This window comes from Microbulbifer sp. YPW16, from assembly GCF_021290385.1.
GTDB classification, from domain to species: Bacteria; Pseudomonadota; Gammaproteobacteria; order Pseudomonadales; family Cellvibrionaceae; genus Microbulbifer; species Microbulbifer zhoushanensis.
The window spans coordinates 1,575,626-1,598,809 of the sequence record NZ_CP089928.1 but is presented as its reverse complement, the minus strand read 5'-3'; the positions used below and the strand labels follow the sequence as shown (position 1 = coordinate 1,598,809).

22 protein-coding genes are annotated in these 23,184 nt (G+C 60.5%); 9 read left to right on the top strand and 13 right to left on the bottom strand.

Annotation, left to right across the window (positions count from 1 at the left end; translation table 11 throughout):
- The first annotated feature begins 27 nt into the window (after positions 1–27).
- Together LVE68_RS06875 and LVE68_RS06870 are read left to right on the top strand one after the other, a co-directional pair.
- A complete protein-coding gene (locus tag LVE68_RS06875; protein WP_233006282.1) occupies positions 28–1,422 on the top strand; it encodes a selenium-binding family protein in 1,395 nt (464 codons plus the stop codon).
- A 19-nt stretch (positions 1,423–1,441) separates the two neighbouring features.
- Positions 1,442–2,101, top strand: a complete 660-nt coding sequence (locus LVE68_RS06870; RefSeq protein ID WP_233006281.1) for a hypothetical protein — start codon at positions 1,442–1,444, stop codon at positions 2,099–2,101.
- A gap of 28 nt (positions 2,102–2,129) precedes the next feature.
- Here the strand turns inward: LVE68_RS06870 and LVE68_RS06865 are convergent, their stop codons facing one another.
- Together LVE68_RS06865 and LVE68_RS06860 are read right to left on the bottom strand one after the other, a co-directional pair.
- Positions 2,130–2,732, bottom strand: coding sequence for a glutathione S-transferase family protein (locus tag LVE68_RS06865; protein ID WP_233006280.1), 603 nt, complete (start codon positions 2,730–2,732; stop codon positions 2,130–2,132).
- A gap of 139 nt (positions 2,733–2,871) precedes the next feature.
- Positions 2,872–3,123 carry a YdcH family protein gene (locus LVE68_RS06860; protein WP_233006279.1) on the bottom strand — a complete coding sequence of 84 codons (252 nt, stop codon included), beginning with the start codon at positions 3,121–3,123 and terminating at the stop codon, positions 2,872–2,874.
- Positions 3,124–3,289: 166 nt separating this feature from the next.
- On the opposite strand from LVE68_RS06860, the gene LVE68_RS06855 reads away from it, so the two are divergent.
- Both LVE68_RS06855 and LVE68_RS06850 read left to right on the top strand, forming a co-directional pair.
- Complete coding sequence (locus LVE68_RS06855) at positions 3,290–5,428, top strand: TonB-dependent siderophore receptor (protein ID WP_233006278.1); 2,139 nt, start codon at positions 3,290–3,292, stop codon at positions 5,426–5,428.
- Between the two features lie 87 nt (positions 5,429–5,515).
- Positions 5,516–6,652, top strand: coding sequence for a PepSY-associated TM helix domain-containing protein (locus LVE68_RS06850; protein WP_233006277.1), 1,137 nt, complete (start codon positions 5,516–5,518; stop codon positions 6,650–6,652).
- Here the strand turns inward: LVE68_RS06850 and LVE68_RS06845 are convergent.
- Positions 6,633–6,896: a YdcH family protein gene (locus tag LVE68_RS06845; RefSeq protein ID WP_233006276.1), complete on the bottom strand. Its 264-nt coding sequence runs from the start codon at positions 6,894–6,896 to the stop codon at positions 6,633–6,635. The genes LVE68_RS06850 and LVE68_RS06845 overlap by 20 nt on opposite strands.
- Before the next feature lie 501 nt (positions 6,897–7,397).
- Here LVE68_RS06845 and LVE68_RS06840 point away from each other — a divergent pair.
- Positions 7,398–8,054 (top strand): cupin domain-containing protein, encoded by a 657-nt coding sequence (locus LVE68_RS06840; protein ID WP_233006275.1) that lies wholly within the window; start codon positions 7,398–7,400, stop codon positions 8,052–8,054.
- A 42-nt stretch (positions 8,055–8,096) separates the two neighbouring features.
- Here LVE68_RS06840 and LVE68_RS06835 read toward each other — a convergent pair whose 3' ends face one another.
- Entirely contained in the window at positions 8,097–8,762 is a 666-nt protein-coding gene (locus tag LVE68_RS06835) for a TetR/AcrR family transcriptional regulator (protein ID WP_233006274.1), read from the bottom strand.
- A gap of 148 nt (positions 8,763–8,910) precedes the next feature.
- Here LVE68_RS06835 and LVE68_RS06830 point away from each other — a divergent pair, with 148 nt between their 5' ends.
- Positions 8,911–9,294, top strand: coding sequence for a hypothetical protein (locus LVE68_RS06830; RefSeq protein ID WP_233006273.1), 384 nt, complete (start codon positions 8,911–8,913; stop codon positions 9,292–9,294).
- Positions 9,295–9,587: 293 nt separating this feature from the next.
- Here the strand turns inward: LVE68_RS06830 and cydB are convergent, their stop codons facing one another.
- The 4 genes from cydB to LVE68_RS06810 form a co-directional block, all read right to left on the bottom strand.
- Positions 9,588–10,619 (bottom strand): cytochrome d ubiquinol oxidase subunit II, encoded by a 1,032-nt coding sequence (cydB, locus tag LVE68_RS06825; protein WP_370636803.1) that lies wholly within the window; start codon positions 10,617–10,619, stop codon positions 9,588–9,590.
- Positions 10,616–11,995: a cytochrome ubiquinol oxidase subunit I gene (locus tag LVE68_RS06820; protein WP_233006272.1), complete on the bottom strand. Its 1,380-nt coding sequence runs from the start codon at positions 11,993–11,995 to the stop codon at positions 10,616–10,618. Before LVE68_RS06820 ends, cydB begins: the two co-directional genes overlap by 4 nt.
- Positions 11,996–12,087: 92 nt before the next feature.
- Positions 12,088–12,648, bottom strand: a complete 561-nt coding sequence (locus LVE68_RS06815) for a GbsR/MarR family transcriptional regulator (protein ID WP_233006271.1) — start codon at positions 12,646–12,648, stop codon at positions 12,088–12,090.
- A 90-nt stretch (positions 12,649–12,738) separates the two neighbouring features.
- Complete coding sequence (locus LVE68_RS06810) at positions 12,739–13,644, bottom strand: DUF1853 family protein (RefSeq protein ID WP_233006270.1); 906 nt, start codon at positions 13,642–13,644, stop codon at positions 12,739–12,741.
- A gap of 142 nt (positions 13,645–13,786) precedes the next feature.
- Between LVE68_RS06810 and LVE68_RS06805 the strand changes: the two genes are divergently transcribed.
- A complete protein-coding gene (locus LVE68_RS06805) occupies positions 13,787–14,701 on the top strand; it encodes a bile acid:sodium symporter family protein (protein WP_233006269.1) in 915 nt (304 codons plus the stop codon).
- A gap of 74 nt (positions 14,702–14,775) precedes the next feature.
- On the opposite strand, the gene LVE68_RS06800 is transcribed toward LVE68_RS06805, so the two are convergent.
- On the bottom strand, positions 14,776–15,468 hold the full coding sequence (locus LVE68_RS06800) for a Crp/Fnr family transcriptional regulator (RefSeq protein ID WP_233006268.1): 693 nt from the start codon (positions 15,466–15,468) through the stop codon (positions 14,776–14,778).
- Between the two features lie 99 nt (positions 15,469–15,567).
- On the opposite strand from LVE68_RS06800, the gene LVE68_RS06795 reads away from it, so the two are divergent.
- Positions 15,568–16,332: a class II aldolase/adducin family protein gene (locus LVE68_RS06795; RefSeq protein WP_233006267.1), complete on the top strand. Its 765-nt coding sequence runs from the start codon at positions 15,568–15,570 to the stop codon at positions 16,330–16,332.
- A gap of 11 nt (positions 16,333–16,343) precedes the next feature.
- Positions 16,344–16,940, top strand: a complete 597-nt coding sequence (locus LVE68_RS06790) for an HD domain-containing protein (protein ID WP_233006266.1) — start codon at positions 16,344–16,346, stop codon at positions 16,938–16,940.
- 38 nt (positions 16,941–16,978) lie between these two features.
- On the opposite strand, the gene rlmD is transcribed toward LVE68_RS06790, so the two are convergent.
- The 4 genes from rlmD to LVE68_RS06770 form a co-directional block, all read right to left on the bottom strand.
- Positions 16,979–18,307, bottom strand: a complete 1,329-nt coding sequence (gene rlmD / locus LVE68_RS06785; RefSeq protein ID WP_233006265.1) for a 23S rRNA (uracil(1939)-C(5))-methyltransferase RlmD — start codon at positions 18,305–18,307, stop codon at positions 16,979–16,981.
- A gap of 67 nt (positions 18,308–18,374) precedes the next feature.
- Positions 18,375–19,661, bottom strand: coding sequence for an MFS transporter (locus LVE68_RS06780; RefSeq protein ID WP_233006264.1), 1,287 nt, complete (start codon positions 19,659–19,661; stop codon positions 18,375–18,377).
- A 13-nt stretch (positions 19,662–19,674) separates the two neighbouring features.
- On the bottom strand, positions 19,675–22,050 hold the full coding sequence (locus tag LVE68_RS06775; RefSeq protein ID WP_233006263.1) for an autotransporter family protein: 2,376 nt from the start codon (positions 22,048–22,050) through the stop codon (positions 19,675–19,677).
- A gap of 84 nt (positions 22,051–22,134) precedes the next feature.
- Positions 22,135–22,911: an OmpW/AlkL family protein gene (locus LVE68_RS06770; RefSeq protein ID WP_233006262.1), complete on the bottom strand. Its 777-nt coding sequence runs from the start codon at positions 22,909–22,911 to the stop codon at positions 22,135–22,137.
- Positions 22,912–23,184 lie beyond the last annotated feature (273 nt).

Genomic DNA, 23,184 nt, shown 5'->3' with positions numbered 1-23,184 from the left:
CGGATGACAATAAAGAGGAAATGCAGCATGGCGCTCTGGAAACCCGATCCCTCCTTCTACCCCTCCGCCAAAATGGCGATGCAGGCGCCACCGGAACGGCACGCCTACGTGGCGGCGCTGAATACCGGCCGCAATGACCAGCCCGATGGCATCCGGGTGGTGGACCTGGACCCGCACTCGTCCAGTTATGGCGAGGTGGTCCATGCCCTGGACCTGCCGCACCTGGATGATGAGCTGCACCACTTCGGCTGGAATGCCTGCAGCTCCGCCCTGTGTCCCTACGCACCGCACCCGCACCTGGAGCGGCGCTACCTGGTGGTACCGGGAATTCGCAGTTCCCGCCTGTATATCATCGATACCAAACCCGACCCCCGCCGGCCACGGATCACCAAGGTGATCGAGCCGGAGGAAATGATGGCCAAGTCTGGTTACAGCCGGCCCCATACCGTGCACTGTGGCCCGGACGCCATTTATGTCAGTGCCATGGGGTCCGCCAACGGTGATGAGGGCCCGGGTGGTATTTTCCTGCTGGACCATTTCAGCTTCGAGGTGATTGGCCCCTGGGAGCTCGATCGTGGTGACCAGTCGCTGGCCTACGATTTCTGGTGGCACCTGGCACAGGACGTCATGGTGACCAGCGAGTGGGGCACGCCGCGCCAGTTCGAGAACGGGCTGGTACCCGAGGAACTGCTGGGACAGAAGTACGGCCACCGTATTCACTTCTGGGACCTGCGCAAACGCAAGCTCAGCCAGACCATTGACCTGGGCAAGCAGCACCAGATGGTGCTGGAGTTACGCCCCGCGCACGATCCCCGCAAGACCTATGGTTTCGCCGGGGTGGTGGTGAGCACCGAGGACCTGTCCGCATCCATCTGGCTCTGGCACCAGAAAGGCGGCACCTGGCAAATGGACAAGGTGATCACCATCCCGCCGGAACCCGCCGATGCGGATGACCTGCCCCCCGCCCTGAAGGACTTCGGTGCCGTTCCCCCACTGGTGAGCGATATTGACCTGTCCCTGGATGACCGCTTCCTGTATGTCTCCTGCTGGGGGACCGGCGAGCTGCACCAGTATGATGTCTCTGATCCCTTCAAACCGAAGCTGGCCGGCAAGGTGGCTATTGGCGGTATCGTCAACAAGGCCCCGCACCCGAAGTCCGCGGACCCTCTCCTGGGCGGGCCGCAGATGGTGGAGATCAGCCGTGACGGTCGACGGGTCTACTTCACCAATTCCCTTTACAGCACCTGGGACGACCAGTTTTACCCGGACCGGATGGGCGGCTGGATGGTGAAGGTGGATGTAGACCCCGATGGTGGCATCCAGCTGGACCCGGACTTCTTTGTGGATTTCGGGGAAACCCGGGTGCACCAGGTGCGGCTGGAGGGCGGGGACGCCTCCACCGATTCATTCTGCTACCCCTGATGATCGCGTGGTACAGGACATGTTAGGGCCACTGGGGCCCTGGCTGGCAATGCTCGGGTTCGGTGCCTTTCACGGCCTCAACCCGGGGATGGGCTGGCTATTTGCCCTGTCGCTGGGCCTGCAGCAGCAGCGCGAGCGGGTGATCTGGCTGTCACTCCTGCCCATTGCTGCCGGTCACGCCCTGGCGATCTGCCTGGCAGTGGTGCTGGTGCTGCTGGGGTTGCAGGTAGTCTCGCTGACGGCACTGCAGTGGATCACTGCCGGGATGCTGTTGCTCTTTGGCCTCTACAAACTGTTCAATTATTACCGTCACCCACGCTGGGTGGGAATGAAGGTCGGGGCCCGCGACCTGTTCCTGTGGTCTTTCCTGATGGCCACAGCCCATGGTGCCGGGCTGATGGTAGTGCCGGCACTTTTGGGGGTGGCCGGAAGTATGGAGGGTGCCCATGCAGGCCATGCGGGTCATGCTGGAGATGGAACCTCCGGCGGGCTGGTGATGCTGGGAGCGGTGGCGCTGCACACTGGTGCGATGTTGCTGGTGATGGGGGCGACGGCGTGGATTGTCTACCGTAGGTTCGGGCTCGCCATCCTGCGCCAACGCTGGGTTAACTTCGATCTTATCTGGGCGGTGGCATTGCTGGTGGCGGCGGTGATCGCTGCGCTGATGGCCTGGAGCTGACACCGGGGCAGGGCAAGGCCAGTTGTGCTCAGTCCCGCAGCAGGGTGTCCGCAAACGATGGGCGCGCTTCCAGTTGTTCGGATAGGCGGGCCAGCCGGGGAAAGTCGGCCCGCCAGGAAATATCCGGGTGCCGGAAATCCAGGTAGGCCAGTGCTGAACCGAGGCTGATATGGGTCATGGACAGTGCTCCGGGTAGCGTATCGCAGCGCTGTTCCAGCCAGTGCAGGGTGCGGCCCGCCGCATGACTGTAACGATCCCACCAGAAGTCCGAGCGCAATCCCTGTTGGGCGCGGGCATCCTCTACCCGGCGCAGGACCAGGGTATCCATCAACCCCTGGCAGACGCTGTGCAATGTCTGCAGCTGCCAGTCCTCCCCGGATGGCAGGCTCAATCGTCCATCTCCTTCCCCGCGATCCAGGTAGTCACAGATCACCTGGCTGTCCATGATCGATGCGCCACTATCCAGCAGCAGGCAGGGCACTTTGCCGAGCGGGTTGCTGGCGATAAATTCCGGCGGGTTATCAAAAGGGTGGGCCACCTGCTCGCTGACGCGAGACTGTAGTGATTGCTCACGCACAACGATGCGTGTCGCCCGCGCATAGGGCGAAGCATGGGTAATGAAAAGCTTCATGGTCAGTCTGTCCGGTTACTCAGCAGGTCCCTGCAGGTGTGCGCGAGATGGGAAACGCGCACCCTGTGGCAGGCTTCCAGTGTGACGAACAGACTGGCGGCAATCCAGTCGTGATTCAGGGCCGGTGGCCGGCGCTCACTCAGATATGGATATCTTTGTCAGTAATGCGCCGGTAGAGCCGGTCTTTCATGTGGGCGCGCTGGATCTTGAGTTCGTTGAAGTGCTGGTCGCTGGTAGCGACGCCCCTTTCCTCCAGGCCCCGTATCTGTTTATCCAGCTTGTGGTAGGTATCGCTCTGGGTCTTGAAGTCCAGGTCCACCTCGTTGAGCCGGCGGATGGTCCGGGAATGCTCGGGGAAGTCTGCTTCCAGGGTATGGGGGGCAATGGCCATTGGTCGACTCCTGGCTAATTTTTGATCTGCCACAGGAATAATTGTAGTTGCATTGGGTGACAGTGACCGCTCTCAAGTAAAGCTAAATGATAATGGTTTGCAAAAGCGTTTACCCCCTATTATGATGCCGGCTGTAACAACAGGGACACGATAAGGGGAATAGATTGTGAGCACTGATCAGCCTTTGGGTTCGCGCCGCACACTGCTGGCCGCGGCCCTCATAGCGATGAATGGCGCCGCGGCCAGCGGCGCCTGGGCCCAGGAAACCGCGCAATCGCAGGACACTGCGAAAACTGCGCTGGAGCAGGTGGAGGTGACCGGTGAAGAGGAGGATTCGTACCTGCCGGGGGAAATGGATACCGCCACAGGCCTGGGCCTGTCCGGGCTGGAAACGCCACAATCGGTTTCCCTGATCAGCCGGGCAGTGCTGGATGATTTTGCCATCGACAGCCTCAACGAGGCGCTTGAGACTTCCCCCGGCATTATGGTGGAAAGCGTCGAAACCGACCGCACCTACTACACCGCCCGTGGATTTGATATCACCAACTTCCAGTTGGATGGTGTCGGGGTGCCGGCTACCTACGGTAACCAGAATGGTGAGATCGATACTGCCATTTACGAACGAATCGAGGTTGTGCGTGGCGCAAGTGGCCTGATGTCCGGCGCCGGCAACCCCTCCGCCACTATCAATATGGTGCGCAAGCGCCCGCTCGACGAACTGCGCATGGCATTCAGCGGCACGGCCGGCTCCTGGGACAAGCGCCGGGTCGACGCGGATATCAGTGCCCCACTCACTGACTCCCTGCGGGGCCGCTTTGTCGCCGCCACCGAGAGCCGCGACTCCTACCTGGATCGCTATGGCATCGACAAGAATGTCGCCTATGGCGTGCTCGAGCAGGACCTGGGTGCCAGCACCCGGCTCACTGGCGGTATCAGCCACCAGGAAAGCCGGGCCAACAGCCCTCTGTGGGGCGCCTTGCCGCTGCATTACACCGATGGTTCACTCACCGCTTACGACGAGTCTGCCAGCACTTCGGCGGACTGGTCCTGGTGGGACACTGTGGACACCAGTGCCTTTGTCGAGCTGCAGCACGAATTCAGCAATGGCTGGCAGGCCAGGGCTTACTACACCCATTCAGAAATCGAGGGAGCCAGCGAGCTGTTTTACATGTACAGCCTGCCCGACCCGGTCAACGAAGTGGGGCTGGTCGGGTATGCGAGCGAGTACAACCTGGACGAACAGCAGGACCTCTTCGACCTGCGCCTTAGCGGAAGCTTTACCCTTGCCGGTCGCGAGCACGACGTCGTGTTCGGTTACAACCGGGCCGAAGGCAGTGTGGAGGACAGCTCCCTCTACGACTACACCAATGGCTTCCCGATGGTCGGGGATTTCACCCGGTGGGAAGGAAAAACCCCGGTGAAGCCGGTGTTTATCGACGGCCTGAATGGTAGCGACTGGACCGACGAGCAACAGTCGGTGTATGCCGCCACCCGCCTGAAGTTGACTGAAGCACTGTCACTGATCACCGGCGCCCGTGTGACCGACTGGGACAGTGCGGGTGAGAGTTATGGCGAGGATCACGGTACCAGTGCATCAGGCGAGGTGTTGCCTTACGCCGGGCTGGTCTACACCTTTGCTGACCGGTTCTCTGTGTATGCCAGCCACACAGAAACCTTCATGCCGCAACGGGAGATGGGGGCGGACAAGAATCGCCTGGCTCCGGCCGAGGGTAGCAATGATGAGTTTGGCCTCAAGGGTGAATTCCTTGATGGGCGAGTGAATACCTCCCTGGCGGTGTTTCGTGCCGAGCACGAAAACGTTGCTGAGTCGGCTTACTTCGATACCGAGTTGGGCGCACAGGTTTACGAAGGACGCGACTATGAGAGCCAGGGCTATGAGCTGGAACTGGTCGGCGAAGTAGCACCGGGACTGCACGCTTCCCTGGGCTGGACTGAGCTTGAGATCGAGAACCAGGAAGGGCAGGGGGCGCGGAAATTTGTACCCGAGCGTGTACTGCGGGCCTATGCGAATTACCGCCTGCCGACACTGGAGCAGCTGAAGATCGGTGGCGGTATCAACTGGCAGGACGATATCGAGCGTATCACTAACTACGGTGTCACCGTGAAGCAGGATGCCTATGCCACAGTGAATGCGTTTGCCCGCTATTCAGTGAGCGATAACCTGACGGTTTCTCTGAATGGCAACAACCTGACTGATGAGAAGTATCTCAACAGCCTCTACTGGGACCAGGCATTCTATGCTGCACCGCGCAACTTCAGCGCTTCTGTCAGCTGGGTGTACTGATAAACCGCAGTATTCCTGAAGTCCGGGATTCAGTCATGGGCGACGGCGCAGGCCGTCGCCCTTCTGTATTTTCAAGGCAGGCAAGGCATGAACAAGATCCTGTTTAAACTCCATAGCTGGATGGCACTGGTTGCGGTGATTCCGCTTCTGGTGATTTGCGTTACCGGCAGCATCCTGGTCTTCAAGCACGAAATTGATACCTTGCTGATGGAGGATCGGGTGCGTGTGGATACGGGCGGGCAGGAGCGCCTGGGACTGGACCACTTGCGCCAGTCCCTGGATGGGCAGTTACCGGATTACGAGGTTGTGGGCTGGGCGCTGTTCCAGGACCGCGGGCGTGCAGACCTTGTGTATGTGATGGAGCACGGCAGCAGCGAGTGGCGCTACGCATTGCTGGACCAGTACAGCGGCAGGGTCCTGGCGGAGCCGGTCGGGCTTACCCATAACCTCACCGACTGGCTACTGGACCTGCACTACACCCTGCTGATGGGGGACTGGGGGATGCTGGCCAGCAGTGTGTTTTCTATCCTGCTGTGCCTGCTCGGGATTACTGGTCTAGTGCTGTATCGCAAGTTCTGGAAGAAATTTTTTACCCTGCGCTGGAATGCGCGATTGATGGTTTACTTTTCCGACCTGCACAAGCTTACCGGAGTGATCGCCTCGCCGGTGCTGCTGATTCTCGGGTTCACGGGCGCCTGGTGGAACATCACCCATTTCGCCCACGAGATGGAGGAGCACGCCGATGGCCACGAGCACTACGTGATGGAGCAGCGCCTTTACAGCGACGAGATATCGCTGCAGGCCCTGCGTGAGGATACGGCGCGCCGGGTAGACGGTTTCGAGGCCACCTATATCACCCTGCCGTGGGAGCCGGGGGTCAATATTACCTTCTGGGGTGATGTGCCTACTGGTAACCCGCTGCTGAGCCAGTATGCCAGCAGCGTTACCTACGATGCCCGGCGCGGGGATTTCATGGCCAGCGCGGATATCCGGGAGGCCGGCTTCGGGGCAAAGTTTGTCGACAGCTACCGCCGCCTGCACTTCGGGAATTTCGCCGGCCTGCCCAGTCGGGTACTCTGGTGCCTGTTGGGGCTGAGCCCGCTACTCCTTGCCATCACCGGTCTCTACCTTTGGTTCAGGCGGCGGGAAAAGCGGCGCACCGCCCGGGCCAGGCGACGTGCCCGCCGGGCGGCCGGTGTTCCCCTCAGCCCGGTTCGGGGATAGTGCTGGATTCCACAATCTGCTGGTACAGGTGATCTTTCAGCTGTACCCGCTCTCTCTTCAGTGCGTAAAAGTTTTCGTCGTCCGTGGTTATCCCGGAAGCCTCCAGCCCACGTATCTTTTTATCCAGCTGGTGGTAATGCTCACTCTCCAGCTTGAACTCCAGGTTCTCCCGGTACAGCTGCCTGATCCGCTCTGCGTATTCGGGGAAATCGTGCTCGAGGGTGTGGGCTTCAATGAACGGCATATTGATCTCCTTTTTGCAGCCACCAGCCGGGCCGGGAATTGATAGGGTCCGGCGGCAGTTTATGTCGGTATCATGACCAGTTGGTTCCAAGTCGTGCCAGTGATGCGCGATTTGGTGCCAGTTTTTCTGCAGGCCCGCCCGATTGTCTACCTGGCGGGCGCGTTATTCAGCTTCAATTGCTTACCATGTAATCTGTGACTTGGGAAACCCTGCATAAGTTCATGGCCTCTCTGGCTTTCAGGCAGGTTTCCATTCAAGGCGCAGCCGCGTGGGCTGGTTGCCCCTCAAGCGGCTGCAACGTAGAGTGGAGGCCTGCCTGGGCGCCCCGGAGGGAGACCCTGAAGCGTGCATCTGCGGCGTTGCAGCACTTGCAAAGGGCTACGGCCATTTGCTGCGCGTTGCGTCTTGCATCTACACGCTTCAGGGGCTGCAGGGAGGCCATGGACTCGTTCAGGGGTTCCCAGTCGTCGTAAATATCCCGAATCTTCCCGAGAACATTCGATGAAACTGAATGCTGACTTCAGCCAGCGCGTGGTGATAAAGCCGGAAGACTATCAATGGGCGCCGTCACCGGCCGCGGGCGTGGAAAGGATGATGCTGGACCGTGTTGGCGATGAGGTGGCGCGGGCGACCTCGCTGGTGCGCTACGCGCCGGACAGCGAGTTTCCCGCCCATGAGCATGGTGGCGGCGAGGAAATACTGGTGCTGGAGGGAGAGTTCGCCGACGAGCACGGCACTTACCCCGCTGGCACCTATATCCGCAACCCGATCGGTTCCAGCCACAGTCCGCGCATCGGCAGTGACGGCTGCCTGATTTTCGTCAAACTGCACCAGTTTGACCCGGGGGACACGGTACAGAAAGTCATTGATACCCGTGCCAGCGAGTGGTTCCCGGGGCTGGTGGAAGGCCTGGCGGTGATGCCCCTGCACGAGTTCCATGGAGAGCGGGTGGCGCTGGTACGGTGGGCCCCCAATACCCGTTTTCAGCGCCACACCCACCCCGGCGGGGAGGAGATCCTGGTACTGGAGGGCACCTTTCAAGACGAGTTTGGTCGCTATCCGAGGGGAAGCTGGATCAGGAACCCCCACTTCAGCGATCACGCCCCGTTTACAGAAGCAGACGGGGCGCTGATCTACGTCAAGACCGGTCACCTCTGAGGTATGGGGGTGGCGGGGCTGTCCGGCTCGCGCTGCCAGCCCCTAAGCGACGCGTTTTTCCAACAGCTCGCCAATATACATTTTCAGGTAGGCGATGGTGGCCCGCTTTGCTTCGCTGACCATTTCGTCAGTGATGCGCCCGTAAAGGGTGTAGGAAAGAGACCACAGGGTATCGCTGATGCTGATGGCGACCAGGAAGCGGCTGTTCCAGTCGTTGGAGTCCGGCAGCTGGAATTCCCGCATACAGGAATCGTAGAGGATCTGTGCCAGTCGCTGGTTGTTCGACAGGACCAGGTCGCGAATGGCCCAGCTTCCATCCGGTCCGAAGCGCAGCTTCTGCATGGATTCGTTGGACTGGTAATAGGACAGGGCTCTCTCGCAGACCAGGCATACCATCTCCTGCCAGCTGCTGAACTCGGTTTCTCCCGGCCGAAAAGCCCCTTCGTTAAAGCTGGTATCGAAGTAGCGCTCAGCCAGGGCAGTAATCGCTGCGTCTTTGCTGGGAAAGAAATGATAAATAGAAGCTGTGGGCACCCCTGCGGCATCGCTGAGGTCCGCAAGGGTGATTTCGCTGGCCTCTTTGGCGAAAAGCAGCGCTTCCAGGCTATCCAGTAATTTCTCGTATTTTTCCCGACCATTCCGTCGCTGCGGTCTGCGCGGCATCGCTATGCTGCGCTTGGTCTGGATCAGTTGATCAGTTTCGCTCAATTCCTTGCTCCAGTAGTTCACCTTCAGGCATCCGCTGCCCAACCGGCAGGTATATACCCACGGCAGTTACGCAGAGGAAACAGTGCGCAGGCGCGCCCGGAGTGCACCACGGGCTGTGGGGCTCTCGCGTCGCGAGCACTGGCTTCGAATGGATTCCGGTCAGCGATCAGCTGATGGCCGGATCCCCGGGCGCTCGCAACAGGCGTCGCCCTTCGGTGCTACTTTCTGGATGGAATTGGGGTTTTTTGTTGAGGCATTTAGTTTTAGCGTCCATTGCAATAACAATATTTTTTTAAGGTTTATCCCGTGTGATAACACTGTCGGGATTGTAGGTAGTGGATGCCATGGGCATGCCGCTACCGGTTTCGCTCTTGAGATTATTTTTCTTATATGGCCGCTACTTATTCTTGTACTTATAGAACGGCTTTTATTATTAGATTATTTCAAGAGCCTGAATGGTATAAACTTTTGTTGGCGTTGGAAAGATCGCTATCATCCTTTTTTTGTGAGCAATGTGGCAGCAATTCAATGAATTTGATGTATGTCTCAAAAAATATATTTCCGGTCGCAAATACTTTATAAGCACCTGCTTAACTCGAACATTTATTCAGCTTGATAATGAACGCCAGCCTGCGGCTCCGGGAGTGCACGGGCATTCAGGCCGACCCTTCGGTAATTTCAATGATTTCAGTGATCGTGCCAGTGGGGCACAGAGCTTGTGCCTGAAAGGGAGCTGGTTGGTGAAGGAGCCGGGAGATTGGCGCGAACCGACATGACTGCGGCCGCGCCGGGCTATCCGGGGCCCTTGTTTGGCCCCGGTTTTTTTCAGTGGTACTTGAGTGCAGTGGCCTTGCCGTGGAAAACCCGGTAGGCCAGGGCCGTATAGGCCAGGATGAGTGGTACGACGATTACGGCGCCTACCAGGATAAAAGTCAGTGATTCAGTGGCACTGGCGGCCTCCCAGATATCGAGCCTGCCGGGGACGATCTCGGGAAAGAAGCTGAAGGCAAGCCCGGTGAAGCAGAGCACGAAGACCGCGACCGTCAGGAAGAAAGGCACACGGCAGTGCCGGTCGTTTTCCTTGGGCAGCCGTTTCAGCAGGCGGTCATTGAACAGGAAAACGGCAAAGCACACGGTCGGTATCAGCAGGACGAACATTACCAGGGGGTAAGTGAACCATCGGTCAAAAACCCCGGGGTTTACCATGGGGTTGACCACTGACACCGCCACTACCCCGAGGAATGTTGCCCGTCCCGCCTGCTGTGTCCAGCGCACGGCACGTTTCTGTAGCTCGCCCTCGGTTTTCATTACCAGCCACGCGCCACCAACATAACTGTAAGCAGCAGTTACGCCGAACGCACTCAACCCGGAGAACAGCAGGGCGTTCCAATGGGTGTCGAACCCCATCACATACTGCCCCAGCATGTATCCCTGGGCGAGAGTGGTGAGCAGTGAGCCGGCCTTGAAAGTCCGGTCCCAGGTCAGCTTCAGGTCCACCGCCGCCTTGGCGCGGAAGTCGAAGGCGACCCCGCGCATGATCAGTCCAACCAGCATAATCGCCGCAGGGATGTAGAGGTTCATCAGGACCATGCTATGGGCGACAGGGAAAGCGATCAGGAGGATGCCAATGGCCAGCACCAGCCAGGTTTCATTGGCGTCCCAGAAGGGACCAATAGAGGCAATCATGGTGTCACGTTTTAACTCGTCGGCGGAACTCATGGGCAAGAGTATGCCAACCCCCAGGTCATAACCGTCCAGGATGGCGTAGATCAAAATGGCCAGTCCCATCAGGCCGATAAAAATGACTGGTAGCCACTGCGCATAGGTCAGGCTTTCGCTCAGGATCTCGGTATTCATGCTGAACCCTCCTCGGCTGATCCGGGCAGGCTGGTAGTGCTGCCCTCGGCGGACGGGGACTCGGTTTCGAACTCCTCGACCTTGACGGCCTTGAGCGCCATGACTTTAAGCGTATGGATATACGCGTACATCAGGATGACGTATACCGCCAGGTAGAGGGTCAGGGAAAAACCGACGTTCGCGGGCGCCAGGGGCGTCACCGCATCGGCGGTTCTGAGCACGCCGGTAACCAGCCAGGGTTGGCGGCCAATTTCCGTGACATACCAACCGGCAAGGGTCGCCACCCAGCCGGAGAAGGTCATACCTACCAGCACGCGTAGGGTCCAGCGTGGTAGTTCCCCCCGCCTGAGCAGCAGGTAACAGCCGCCCCAGGCGGTGAGCAGCATCAGTATTCCCATTCCCACCATGATGCGAAAGCCGAAAAACAGTGGTGCCACTGGCGGGTGATTATCCTTGAATTCGTCCAGGCCGCGGATTTCGCCATCGGCATCATGAGTGAGAATAAGGCTGGCCAAGTGGGGTATCGCGACTTCCAGGTGGTTTGTGCGTTCCTTCTCGTCGGGGATTGCAAACAACAACAGGGGTGCGCCGCGCTCCGTTTCCCAGATACCCTCCATGGCAGCAATTTTCTGTGGCTGGTGCTCAAGGGTGTTCAGGCCGTGCAGGTCGCCAACATAAGCCTGGATTGGTGCCAGCACAGCTGCCATCACCAGTCCGGTCTTGAGTGACAGGCGTGGAGCGAGTTTCTCGTCGCCCCTGAGAATGCGGTACGCGGAAAGCCCGGCGACAAAAAATGCAGCGGTCAGCCCCGAGGCCAGCATCATATGGGTATAACGGTATGGGAAAGATGGATTGAAGATGACCTCGAGCCAGCTGGTGGCATGCACCACGCCGTCCCGTATCTCGAATCCCGCCGGGGTCTGCATCCATGAGTTGAGTGCCAGGATCCAGAATGCGGAGATGGAAGTACCAATCGCCACCACCAGGGCGGATACGGTATGCAGCCAGTTAGGTACCCGATCAATGCCGAAGAGCATGATGCCGAGGAAGGTGGCCTCGAGGAAAAACGCGGTAAGAACTTCATAGCCGAGCAGGGGGCCCGCGATATTTCCCACGGTTTCCATAAAGCCGGGCCAGTTGGTGCCGAACTGGAAGGACATGGTGATGCCGCTGACGACCCCGAGCGCAAATGTCAGCGCGAAGACCTTGACCCAGAAGCGATAGGCGCGCATCCACACTGGATCACCGGTCTGCTGGTGGCGCAGTTTGAAAAAGAACAGTATCCAGGCCAGTGCCATGGTGATGGCGGGAAAGAGAATATGGAAACTGATGTTGGCGGCGAACTGTATCCTTGACAGGACCAGAGTATCTAACATGGCTACCTCGGTAGATGATGGGCACCCCGAGGCTAATAGGATAGATGCTCTGGCGCGCCCGGACGGTAAAAGCGGTCTGCGCGGGGAGGATGTCAGTCCCCGGCGCCGGAAGATCCCCCCTTGAGTTTTTCCCGCAGGTCGAGCAGCCGGCTGAGGCCGGAGCCCATTTTCATCAGCCGCAGGAGGTCATCCTCGCTCAGGCGGCTCAATGTGGTGGCAAATTCATCGAGTAGTTCCAGCAGCGTATAGACCTCCTGCATGCGCTCCTGGGCGCGGACTTCCTCTTCATCCTGGGGATCATTCAGCAGCAGCTGGCGCAACAATGACAGTGTGGGGTCCAGCTCGCGCTTGCGACGCTCCTCGAATACGGTGCGGGCCATATCCCAGATGGATCCGGCGGCGGTAAAGTAATCCTTGCGGTCGCCCGGCCGGTGATGCAATTCCACCAGGCGCCAGGCCTGCAGCTCCTTGAGTCCCATGCTCACATTGCCGCGGCTGATTTTCAGTGCCTCACCGAGTTGGTCCGCATTGAGGGGTTCACTGTGTATCGTCAGTAGGGCCAGCATCTGCCCCACGGTGCGATTGAAGCCCCAGCGACTGCCCATCTCGCCAAAGTGCAGCACGAACGCCTGCGACTGACTGGATAGTTTCATTAGTTTTTAATGTTTCAGAAATTTCTGAAAATTGTAAAGGTAAATTGATGCATGTCAATGGGATTGTCAGTAGGTGGCTGCGGAGTGGGCTCAGAGACCGGCCCGGGCGAGTTCCGGCCAGTTGTCCGGCACGATAAAGCCACGACTTATCTCGCCAGTATGGTCCAGAGCCGCAACACAGACCGGCCCGCGGGACTCATTCTGCAGGAATCCGGCCGCGATGGCCGCGCAATCGTCGGCGCGGTTCACCCGGTAAGCCCGGTCTGCCAGCCAGGCCCGCTTGGGCAGGAGGCTCCAGCGATAAGGCCGGTTTGCAAAGTGGAGCTGGAATTCGTCCACCCGTGCCCACCAGTAACGGCAGGTGGCCGGGTTGATGGCCCGGTGGAGGATTGTCCCGCTGTCTCCCAGGCGGCGGAACAGGCGACCTGGCATCAGTGCCCACTGGCGGTCAATCTGTATCCCCTGGTCCGCCAGCAGCGTCCGGACTGCCGGCTGGCGGATCAGGGGCAGCTGGTGCTCGCGCATCCGCGCCAGCTTGATATCCAGTCGGTCGCGCAGGCCCGGCCCCACCCAGAATTCGCCCTGCACCTGCAGGTAGAACTTCACGGCGATTTCCCAGTGCTCGGTGAGCCCGCTCGGCAAGTGATGTACAACGAAATCGAGTTCGCCCAGGGTTCGGCCCCCGGCGCGCAGGGGCAGGTTGCGATGCAGTAAGCGGTAATCGGGGTGTTGCTGGAAGGCGAATGCCCACAGGTTCTCAAAATAGACGCCCAGCCGTGTCGCCGATCCCCGGCTGTTATCGCAGGTGATGGAAGTTTCCAGCTGCGGTGCCAGATTGCGGGCTACATCACTGCGGCCAAAGTAGTCGGCCAGCTCGGCCTGCCGTGAAGGCGGCAGCCACGGCAGGCCGAAATCGCTCACGATATGCCCGGCGCCCACTGCCCAGGCGAGGTTGGCCCAGTGATCGGGTGTTACGCCCAACTGCTCTGCAGCCATTGGCTTTCTCTTGTTGCTCTTGCCCGGCGTGTGGCCGGGCATGGATTGTGGATATTGCGGTTGCGAAGATTCCCGGCGCGCAAGCGACACCCTGTGCTAGGGTTTAACCTCCATAACTACATAATAACGAAAGGAGGTATCCGTGGAATCCGGCCCCCTGATTTCGATCGGCCTGCCGATCTCCCTGTTTATCATCATGATCGGTATCGGCATGACCCTCACCGCGAGGGAGTTTCACCAGGTGACGGTGAAGCCTGCGGGACTGATCCTGGGAACGATTGCCCAGATCCTGGTGATGCCTCTGTTCGCCTTCGCGCTATGCTGGCTCCTGAGCCTGCCGCCGGCCATCGCCGTGGGCCTGGTGGTGATCGCCACCTGTCCCGGCGGGACTACCTCCAACCTGTTCACCCTGCTCGCCCGCGGTAATGTGGCCCTGTCCATCGTGCTGACCGTATCTGCCAGCCTGATCACGGTCATGACGCTGCCGGTATTCACCAATTACGCGTTGCAGCTGTTTATGGGCACCGAACGTGAAATCGTGCTGCCATTCGGCCGCACGGTGCTGATGCTATCAGTCATCGTCCTGTTGCCGGTGGTGATCGGTATGCTGGTGCGGGCCTGGAAACCACTGCTGGCTACCCGTGCCGAGGGTGTCGTCAGTATTTTCGGTGGCCTGGTGCTGGCCGTGCTGGTGATTGCCCTGGTGTACGGGATCCGCGACCGCTTCCTCGAGCTGATGGCACAGGCGGGCCCCTCGGCCATCCTGCTGAACCTGGCCGGTGTCGGCCTGGGACTGCTGACCAGTCGCCTCTGTGGGCTGTCCCGGCAAGAGGGGCTGGCGGTGGCCACGGAACTGGGGATCAAGAACGGTACCCTGGGCCTGATGGTGACACTGACCCTGCTGCACTCCAGTGAGATGTCGGTGCCCTCGGCGATCTACGGCGTACTGATGTTCCCGGTCGGTTTCCTGCTGGCGGCATACGGCCGCCGGGTGATTCCGCCAGTCCGCCGCACTGCCCGGGACAAGCCTGGTGAACCTGCGGCCGGTGCGGGTTGATTGAATTTTTACCGGGCAGGGCGCAATAACCACGGCGCATTGCGCCGCTGCCCGGGGCAATGCGCCGTGCTGTCTCAGTCCAGTTGTTCGATGTAGGCCTGCAGGCGCACCGGGTCGGGAATGGTCACACGGCCATACTCGAACTGGACCAGTCCCTGTGCCTCGATGGTTTTCAGTACCCGGTGCAGTCCCTGCCGGGTCATGCCCATCATATTGGCGAGCAGTTCCCTGGTCATGCGGAAGCTTGCTGCGCCATCGGCGCTCTCCACCGGGTTCTGCATCTGTGCCAGGAACAGCAGGCGCCGGGCAATGCGTGCCTCGGTACCGCGCAGTACATCGTCCTGGATAATCGACATGGCTGCCCACAGGCGCCGGCTCACCAGGTCCAGCACCACCGGGTAGGCCCCGGGGTATTGCGCCATCAGCGCGCGCAGCTCCTCACCCCCCACATCCACCACCTGGCTGTCTTCATGCGCCGTCGCGCCGAATACCCGGGGCATCCCAGGGGAAAAAACCGTATCACCAAACCAGGCGCCGCGATCCAGCAGGGCCAGGGTCGCCTCGCGGCCCTCGGCGTTGCCGGAACAGATACGCACTCGTCCCGCTGCCACGATCGACAGCCGGCTCTGCATGGACCCCGGTGGATAGATTTCCTGCCCGGCGCTGTAGTGCTGCAGGCGGGCGCGTCTGGCCAGGGAACGCCTGGCGGTCTCCGGCAGTCCGGCAAGCAGGGGGCAGGCGTCGAGAAATGGCAGCAGATCAGTCATCCGCCAAGTGTAAACAAGTTGACAGTGTTGCGGCGAGAGGGGTTCCAGAATGTAGCAAACCAATAACGACAAACACACAGTGATAGAGGGAGAAGCACAATGCTGGATTCCATACCGTCCCTGCAGGGCAGGGTCAGCGAGGAAGAATGGCAACTACGTGTCGACCTGGCCGCGGCCTACCGGCTGGTCGCCCATTACGGCTGGGACGAGCTGGTATTCACCCACCTGTCGGCCCGGGTGCCGGGTCCTGAGCACCACTTCCTGATCAATCCCTTCGGGGCCATGTTCGAGGAGATTACCGCGTCCAGCCTGGTGAAGATCGACCTCGATGGGGAGAAGGTGGATGACGGTCCCTTCCCGGTCAATCCCGCCGGTTTCACCATCCACAGTGCCATCCATGAGGCGCGCGAGGATGCGCAGTGTGTCATGCACACCCATACCACTGCGGGGGTGGCGGTAGCGGCGCAGAGCGAGGGTCTGTTGCCGATTTCCCAGCAATCCCTGTTCCCGCTGTCCGGTCTCGCCTATCACGACTACGAGGGGATCGCCGTGCGTGAGGACGAAAAAGCCCGGCTGGTCTCGGACCTGGGCGATGCCAATTTTATGATCCTGCGCAACCATGGTCTGCTGACCTGCGGACCGAGCGTTGCCGATACTTTCCTGTCGATGTTTATCCTGCAGCGTTCCTGTGAGATCCAGGTGGCGGCACTGGCCGGCAACCAGCGCCTCACGCCGGTGCCGCAGCCTATCCTCGACAAGATCCTTGGCGAGGGCGACAGGGTCACCAGCAGCCAGGGTGGTAAGCTGATCTGGCCCGGCCTCCTGCGCAAGCTGGACCGTATCGACCCGAGCTATCGCGACTGAGGCCCGAGTTCATGGAACAAAAAGTACAGGAACATGCCCGGTTCGCCGACATGGAAAACGGCACTGCGGAGGACTGGAAAATAATCGCCGACGCCTTCGGGGATTTTGCCCGGGGGTTACCGGATCGGATCATTGCCCACCTGAAACTGCTGGATGGTGATTTTGGCGGCTTCCCGGTGGATCGCCTGACCCATTGCCTGCAGGCCGCGACACTGGCCTACCGAGACGGCAAGGATGAGGAGTATGTGGTGTGCGCGCTGCTGCACGATATCGGGGACACGCTCGGTAGCTACAACCATGCCGATGTGGCCGCCGTTTTGCTGGAGCCGTTCGTCAGCGAGGCCAACCACTGGATGATCAAGCACCACGCGGTTTTCCAGGGCTACTATTTTTTCCACTACCTGGGCATGGATCGTAACCTGCGCGAGCAGTACCGCGAGCATCCCCATTACCAGCGTACCCTGGAGTTCGTGTCAAAGTACGATGCCCCGGCTTTCGACCGGGAGGCCGAGACCCTGCCGCTGGAATTCTTTGAGCCCATGCTGCGGCGAGTGTTCGCCCAACCGCGGAAATCCCTCTACAAAAAGGCGATGGAAGAAGCCTCCTGACCGATGTCCGTCCGGGGTTGCCGGGCGGCCATCACCTGCTATTTTCCCAGTTCGAACAGGGCCATGGACTCGACGTGTGTGGTCTGCGGGAACATATCCATGACGCCGGCCCTCTGCAGGCGGTAGCCCAGCTTTTCCAGCTCAGCGGCATCGCGGGCCAGGGTTGCGGGGTTGCAGGAGACATAGAGCACCCTGCGCGCCTTGAAGCGGGCCAGTTCCCGTACCACCTCGATCGCGCCGGTGCGCGGCGGGTCGATCAGGATCTTGTCGAAGCCGGCCCTGGCCCAGGGCTTCGCGGTGATATCCCGGGTCAGGTCCGCTGCGTGGAAGGCGACGTTACCCAGGCTGTTTGCTGCCGCATTTTCCCGTCCGCGCGCCAGCAGCGATGCATCCCCCTCTACGCCTACCACCTCTTCGGCATGGCGCGCCAGCGGCAGGGTAAAGTTTCCCAGTCCACAGAACAGGTCCAGCACCCGCTCGCCGGGCTGGATATCCAGCAATTCCACGGCTCGCTCTACCATCTGCCGGTTGATGTCGAAGTTCACCTGGATAAAGTCCAGCGGGTGGAAGCCTATCTCCAGGTTGAATGCCGGCAGCCGGTAATGAAGCCGCTCGATACCGGCCTGCGGCCAAACCCGGTGCACGGTGTCAGGTTCTCCGGGCTGCAGGTAGAGGTGGAAACCTGTTTTCCGGGCCAGTGCCAGCCACAGCTCCAGGTCTTTCTGTGGCAGGGGTTGCTGGTGGCGCAGGACCAGCGCGGTGGCATCCTCGCCGATGGCCACCTCCAGGTGGGTGAAGCCGGCGCGACTCTCACAGGCCCCGATCAGTTGTGTGAGCGCGGGCAGGTGCCGGGCAAAGTCATCCGGCATAATCGGGCATTCGCTGATGGGGGTGAGCTGGTTGGAGCGCTTTTCCCGGAAGCCCAGCACGATGCCGCGGCTGCGCGATGCGCGGATTCCCAGTCGCGCCTTGCGCCGGTAGCCATAGGGAGCCGCAACCAGCGGCGGCAATGTCTCCGGGACACTGATGCCACCGAAGCGCTGTAACTGGTCCAGCAGAATCTGTTGCTTGGCCTGGATCTGCGCCGCCGGTTGCATATGTTGCAGGGCGCAGCCCCCGCAGTCTTCAAAATGCCGGCAGCGCGGTGCACAGCGATTGGCGGAGGCCTCGATCACTTCCACTGCGACGCCCTCGGCAAATTTCGAGCGGCTGGCGGTATAGCTGAGCCGCACGGTTTCCCCCGGCAGCGCGTTGTCCACAAACACGGTTTTGCCACGGACACGGCCGATGCCGCGCACTTCGTGGCTGAGTCGTTCAATTTCCACCGTCGGGGTGCCGGCCGGCAGGCGCGGGCGCCGTCTCTTCATGTTGTATACCGCTGGTTCATTTCCATTGGGGTTGCGGGCGCAATGATAGGCAGCGCATGGGAAGCTGTCACGGTCGTGGATGTGACTGGCCGGGCTGCTCCGGTACACGGGCCAGCAGCAGCCCTCCGGCGACAAATAGCAGGATCAGTGCCAGCATGGAGTAGCGAGCATCCCCGAACCAGGCGCCAAACAGGCCAAACAGGGGCGGGCCAATCAATGCCGCGAATTTTCCCATCAGGTTGTAGAAACCGAAGAACTGGCCGCTCTTTTCCGCGGGAATAAGCTGGGCGTAAAGCGAGCGGCTCAGTGCCTGCACGCCTCCCTGGACCAGTCCGATCAGGACAGCGATGGCAAAGAACTCCCACGGGGACCGGATAAAGGCCCCCCAGCTACAGACGAGGATGTAGACACCCAGGCCGATATAGATGCCGCGCCGGGCACCGATGCGCGCGCCAAGGTAGCCGAAGGCAACAGCGGCCGGGAAACCCACGAACTGCACCAGCAGCAGCGCCAGGATAAGGTGAGAGCGCTCGAACCCCAGGGCGCGTCCATAGGCCACCGCCATCCTGATTACTGTGCCGACCCCGTCAATGTACAGCCAGTAAGCCAGCAGGAATAAGGCCACCGGCCGGTAATCCGGTAGCATGCGCATTGTGATACGCAGCTGGGTGATGGCCTGGCGCCAGGCTGGCTCGTTGCCGCCGGCGAGCGGTTCCGGTTCCGGAACCCACAGTAGTAGAGGCAGGGAGAACAGCGCCCACCAGAGTGCGGTCACCACAAATGCGGACAGCGCCGCGGCGGTGCTGTCGCTAAAGCCAAACAGTTGTGGCTGCAGTGCCGCTGCAACGCAGCCGAGATAGAGCAGCCCGCCCCCCAGGTAACCGAGCCCGAACCCCAGCCCGGATACCGTATGCCAGCGCGATGGCGGCGCTACATACACCAGCAGGGAGTCGTAGAGGAGGTTACTGCCGAGAAAACCGACCGTGGCACAGACGAACAGCAGCGATGCCGCCAACCACTCGCCACCGGGGACCGAGCCGAGTAGCGCGGTCGCCAGCATGCCACACAGAGCGAACAGAAACAGCAGGCGCTTGTGCGCACCGGCGCGATCCGCCACTGCCCCCAGGAACGGGGCGGTGACGGCAATCACCAGCGAGGCCGCGGCGTTGGTCCAGCCCAGGCGCAGGTTTGCCGCCTCGGCAGTGACGCTGGCGTTCCAGTAATCCTGGAACAGGAGGGGGAAAAAGCCGGCCAGCACCACAGTGGCGAAAGCGGAATTGGCCCAGTCGTAAAACGCCCAGCTCCAGACCCGGCGCCGATCGCTGGCGAGGGGTGGCTGACTGGCCACAGGCACAATTAACCCCGCATCACCACTTGAGCCGAAGGCCTACTATTATCGCGGTGCTGACACTGTCACCGAAGTTTTCCAGGCTACTGGACAGGTTGAGTTCGCCGTAGACCGAGCAATGATCACCGCACTCTTCGTAGGAGGCTCCCATTGCCAGGGTCCCATACCAGTCGTCCGGTTCCTGCTCCAGCAGGGTTTCCGATACGGTCACCCCGGTTTCGTCACCGATGTTGTAGATGACACTGGGCGTAAAATAGAGGCTGTAGCGCTCCAGCTCCCGAGTGCCGAACATATCAGTGCCGGCCTTGCGGCGCGACACCCGCTCCTCGAAGGCGGCGCCCAGTCGGATACTGAAGCCGCCATTGTCGACATCGGTGACGTGCACATCGTACACATCGCGAAAATCGTCGGCGTCCTCGTTGCTGTAATTCATCTGTAGTTGCGGGGTGACGGAATAGTGGTCGCATAGCTTGAAGCTACGGCCTGCCTCGACGGAAAACCCGTACCCGAATGCATCGCGATCCTCGGGCAGCTGCCGCAGTCCCCGGGCACGGAGGTCAGACTGGAACCAGTTTAAGTAGAGCTGGGAGTCGGCATAGGTGCCGTCGGTCCCATACCAGGTGAAAGTGCCGGTAACACCGAACTGTTCAGTGTCGATTTTACCGTTACCAAAAAAAGACGTGACGTCGGTGTCAGCTTCACCGTAATGCAGGGCAATGCCGGCGATGGGAGCGCGACCGTAAATACTGTAGTGAAGCGGGGCATCGAAACCCAGTTGGACCAGCCAGCGATCCTGCTCCCATTCGCTGGACGTGGTGGAGAAACCCGGCAACTCGTCCGTGTAGCGTGCCTCAGCGCGGATCCACGGACCGCCACCGTCGATGGTGCGCTCGAGTGAGTCCACGTAATCGCAGCTTCCCACATCCCAGTGGCTGGTGCCCATCCAGAAGCGATTGCCCAGTCGCTGGCGCAGGGTCGGTGCGCGGTTAAGCGAGCGCAGCACCTGGGCATAGGATTCATAGATCACGGCGCCGGGCTGCCAGCGCGACCGCTCCTCTACCGAGCTGCCGCGGGGAAATTCCAGGGATGAGCGCAGGTACCAGTTGCCATCCTGTGGATCCGACAGGGCATTGTGATGCAGGGTATAACCGTAGGCTCCGGCAATCACCGCCGGCGGACCGTCGCGGCTGACGTAGTCGCCGTCCAGTACCAGTGCATCACCGGGGGAATCCCCCCCTACCTCAACGATACGAATACCGTCACCTGTGGTCAGGGCACCCAGCCCGCCGAGATTCTTGACCCGTACCGTGGTGCGGCCGGAAAGGCTGTTTTCGATGCGTAGCAGGTCGGCTGCGGATGTATCGGTATTGAGTTGTGCATCGAACCACAGGCGACCATTGCGGCCGACGAAGCTGCCGTAATCACCGTCACTGTTGCGTACCACTGAAACGATATCGTAACGATCATTCTGCAGGTTCACGGTACCCGCATTGGCAATGTTGCCGATCAGTGTGAATTCGGCGGGATCGAATTCCACCAGCCCGCCCCAGAAGACATCCAGCCCCAGGTGGTTTCCGTCGACAAAGCCACCGCCCACCTCCAGACTGCCGACAAAGATCATCTTGGAACTGCCCTGTACGCCGATGCGCTCCCAGTTGCGCAGCAGGCTGCCATCCACGGTGTGGTCGAGCTTGAAAAGCAGGAAGTCGATATCGCCATCTTCAGCGCTGTAATCGTCGCCACCATCGAGCACCGCCTCGCCCTCGTAGGCGTAGGCATCCATCTCCAGTGTGTCGGAGCCCGTACCACCGCGGAACTCGAAGATTACCCCCTCATCCCAGTAAAAGAAGTCGTCACCGGCACCAGCGTCCAGAAATTCATAGATCAGGCCGCCGTCGAGAAGGATGTTGTCGTTTCCGTCACCGGTATGGACCCTGAATGCGAGCCCATCGAGCACCTCGACGGTGTCATCCCCGGCGCCGGTATCGATGCCGCCGCCTTCGAGGAAGTCGCCCACATCGGAAGCGCGGCTGTTGAGGATAACGGTATCGCGACCGGCGCCAGTGAGCACGCTGCCCTCGATCACCGCTCCCAGTATATTGACCTGGTCGTCCCCGTCCCCGGCATCCACGGTGTTAATGGTGCCGCCCAGCAGGTCCAGGGTGTCATTTCCCTGCAGGGAGGAAACGTCGGCACCCTCGGCATCATTTTCCTCGTCGCAGGTGATCAGGTCGGGTCCGGCGGTGCCGATATTACCGGGGGTGCAGGTAGCCCAACTGCCCTGTGTTGCGGCGATCAGTCCCAGTGCCAGCAGCGACTGGCTGAAAAAACGGGGCACCCGGGAATCCCGCTTGCCTGGTGGAATGCCTTGTGCCGGTTGGGTTTGCTCGATCACCGATATACCTGTCGTTATGTGGATTCCGGGGCGCCGTTGGGAGCAGGCGTTGCGTGGACGCTGGAACGCGGGTCCGGATGATCCCTAGAATTTGTAACCGATCGCGAAATTCACCACCCAGGGGTCGTAGTCAAAGTCGGAGTAGAGACGGTTGTTGCCGCGCCGGGTGCGGTAGCGGACGACGGCGTTGGTGTCCGACTCGAAGTAGATCACAGCGAGGTTCAGCAGCAGCGGTACGTCCCTCATCGGTGTGTAATCCACACCCAGCTGTCCTGCGGCCCCCCAGGAATGGCCGAGGGTCAGGGTGGCGGGTCCGGTCGCGAGTCCCTCATCCACCAGGTAATTGGCGAAGTCCTCGTCGAGACGGTCGTCGTGGTAATCGGTGTAATTGACGCCCAGGCCAATGTAAGGACGTGCCAGGCAGGAGGCGTCCAGTGGATACCAGTTTAAGAAGGCGTTGGAGGAGGTCGCCTCAAATTTGCCCAGGTCAATGGAGTTCCTGCCCGGGTATACATAGAAGTTACTCAGGTTAACGTCATACTCCGCCCCGTCGATATACATCAGCTCGATACCCCAGTGCTCCATGGGGCGCCAGGCGGCAGAGATATGCCAGGTGGTCTCGCTATCGAACTCCCAGCGTGTCCGGTACAGGTCGAATGACTGGAGTACTGCAAACTTGAGCTGGCTGGAGCGATCCTCGGGGTGAATATAGGAGCCGCCCACACGGACCAGGAAATCTCCCCAGTCGATACGGTGCCATTCCTCCGGCCGCTCGGGGATGGTGGATTCCCCCGACGGTCCGGCATTGGCCCCCAGGGGGGGCAGGAGAATGGCAGCGAGCAGGGCATGGCAAATTTTCATTACGGGCTCCATCCGGGGAACGTCAGACTTATTGGTTTCCGGCCGGGTGCGCGCAGCCCGATTCACGATTGCCTGGATCTTGCGGGTACCGGTGGTTTGTCGATCAGTTTGTTCCGGTCAGGCAATGGACTGCCGCCACTGAACATTTACATTAGCACGCGGATTTCACCCTGCAGGTTACGGGAGGAATCCCGCGCTGCCAGTTGCAGGGGAGAACAGACGGGAGGGATCTGCCGGCGGGCCGGCAATAAAAAAGCCCCGCAGGGCGGGGCT

Excerpts from the sequence above, each read along its gene's own strand:
- LVE68_RS06875 (WP_233006282.1), top strand. The coding sequence starts at position 28 with ATGGCGCTCTGGAAACCCGATCCCTCCTTCTACCCCTCCGCCAAAATG.
- LVE68_RS06870 (WP_233006281.1), top strand. The coding sequence starts at position 1,442 with ATGTTAGGGCCACTGGGGCCCTGGCTGGCAATGCTCGGGTTCGGTGCC.
- LVE68_RS06865 (WP_233006280.1), bottom strand. The coding sequence starts at position 2,732 with ATGAAGCTTTTCATTACCCATGCTTCGCCCTATGCGCGGGCGACACGC.
- LVE68_RS06860 (WP_233006279.1), bottom strand. The coding sequence starts at position 3,123 with ATGGCCATTGCCCCCCATACCCTGGAAGCAGACTTCCCCGAGCATTCC.
- LVE68_RS06850 (WP_233006277.1), top strand. The coding sequence starts at position 5,516 with ATGAACAAGATCCTGTTTAAACTCCATAGCTGGATGGCACTGGTTGCG.
- LVE68_RS06845 (WP_233006276.1), bottom strand. The coding sequence starts at position 6,896 with ATGCCGTTCATTGAAGCCCACACCCTCGAGCACGATTTCCCCGAATAC.
- LVE68_RS06840 (WP_233006275.1), top strand. The coding sequence starts at position 7,398 with ATGAAACTGAATGCTGACTTCAGCCAGCGCGTGGTGATAAAGCCGGAA.
- LVE68_RS06830 (WP_233006273.1), top strand. The coding sequence starts at position 8,911 with ATGGATTCCGGTCAGCGATCAGCTGATGGCCGGATCCCCGGGCGCTCG.
- cydB (WP_370636803.1), bottom strand. The coding sequence starts at position 10,619 with ATGAATACCGAGATCCTGAGCGAAAGCCTGACCTATGCGCAGTGGCTA.
- LVE68_RS06820 (WP_233006272.1), bottom strand. The coding sequence starts at position 11,995 with ATGTTAGATACTCTGGTCCTGTCAAGGATACAGTTCGCCGCCAACATC.
- LVE68_RS06815 (WP_233006271.1), bottom strand. The coding sequence starts at position 12,648 with ATGAAACTATCCAGTCAGTCGCAGGCGTTCGTGCTGCACTTTGGCGAG.
- LVE68_RS06810 (WP_233006270.1), bottom strand. The coding sequence starts at position 13,644 with ATGGCTGCAGAGCAGTTGGGCGTAACACCCGATCACTGGGCCAACCTC.
- LVE68_RS06800 (WP_233006268.1), bottom strand. The coding sequence starts at position 15,468 with ATGACTGATCTGCTGCCATTTCTCGACGCCTGCCCCCTGCTTGCCGGA.
- LVE68_RS06795 (WP_233006267.1), top strand. The coding sequence starts at position 15,568 with ATGCTGGATTCCATACCGTCCCTGCAGGGCAGGGTCAGCGAGGAAGAA.
- LVE68_RS06790 (WP_233006266.1), top strand. The coding sequence starts at position 16,344 with ATGGAACAAAAAGTACAGGAACATGCCCGGTTCGCCGACATGGAAAAC.
- rlmD (WP_233006265.1), bottom strand. The coding sequence starts at position 18,307 with ATGAAGAGACGGCGCCCGCGCCTGCCGGCCGGCACCCCGACGGTGGAA.
- LVE68_RS06770 (WP_233006262.1), bottom strand. The coding sequence starts at position 22,911 with ATGAAAATTTGCCATGCCCTGCTCGCTGCCATTCTCCTGCCCCCCCTG.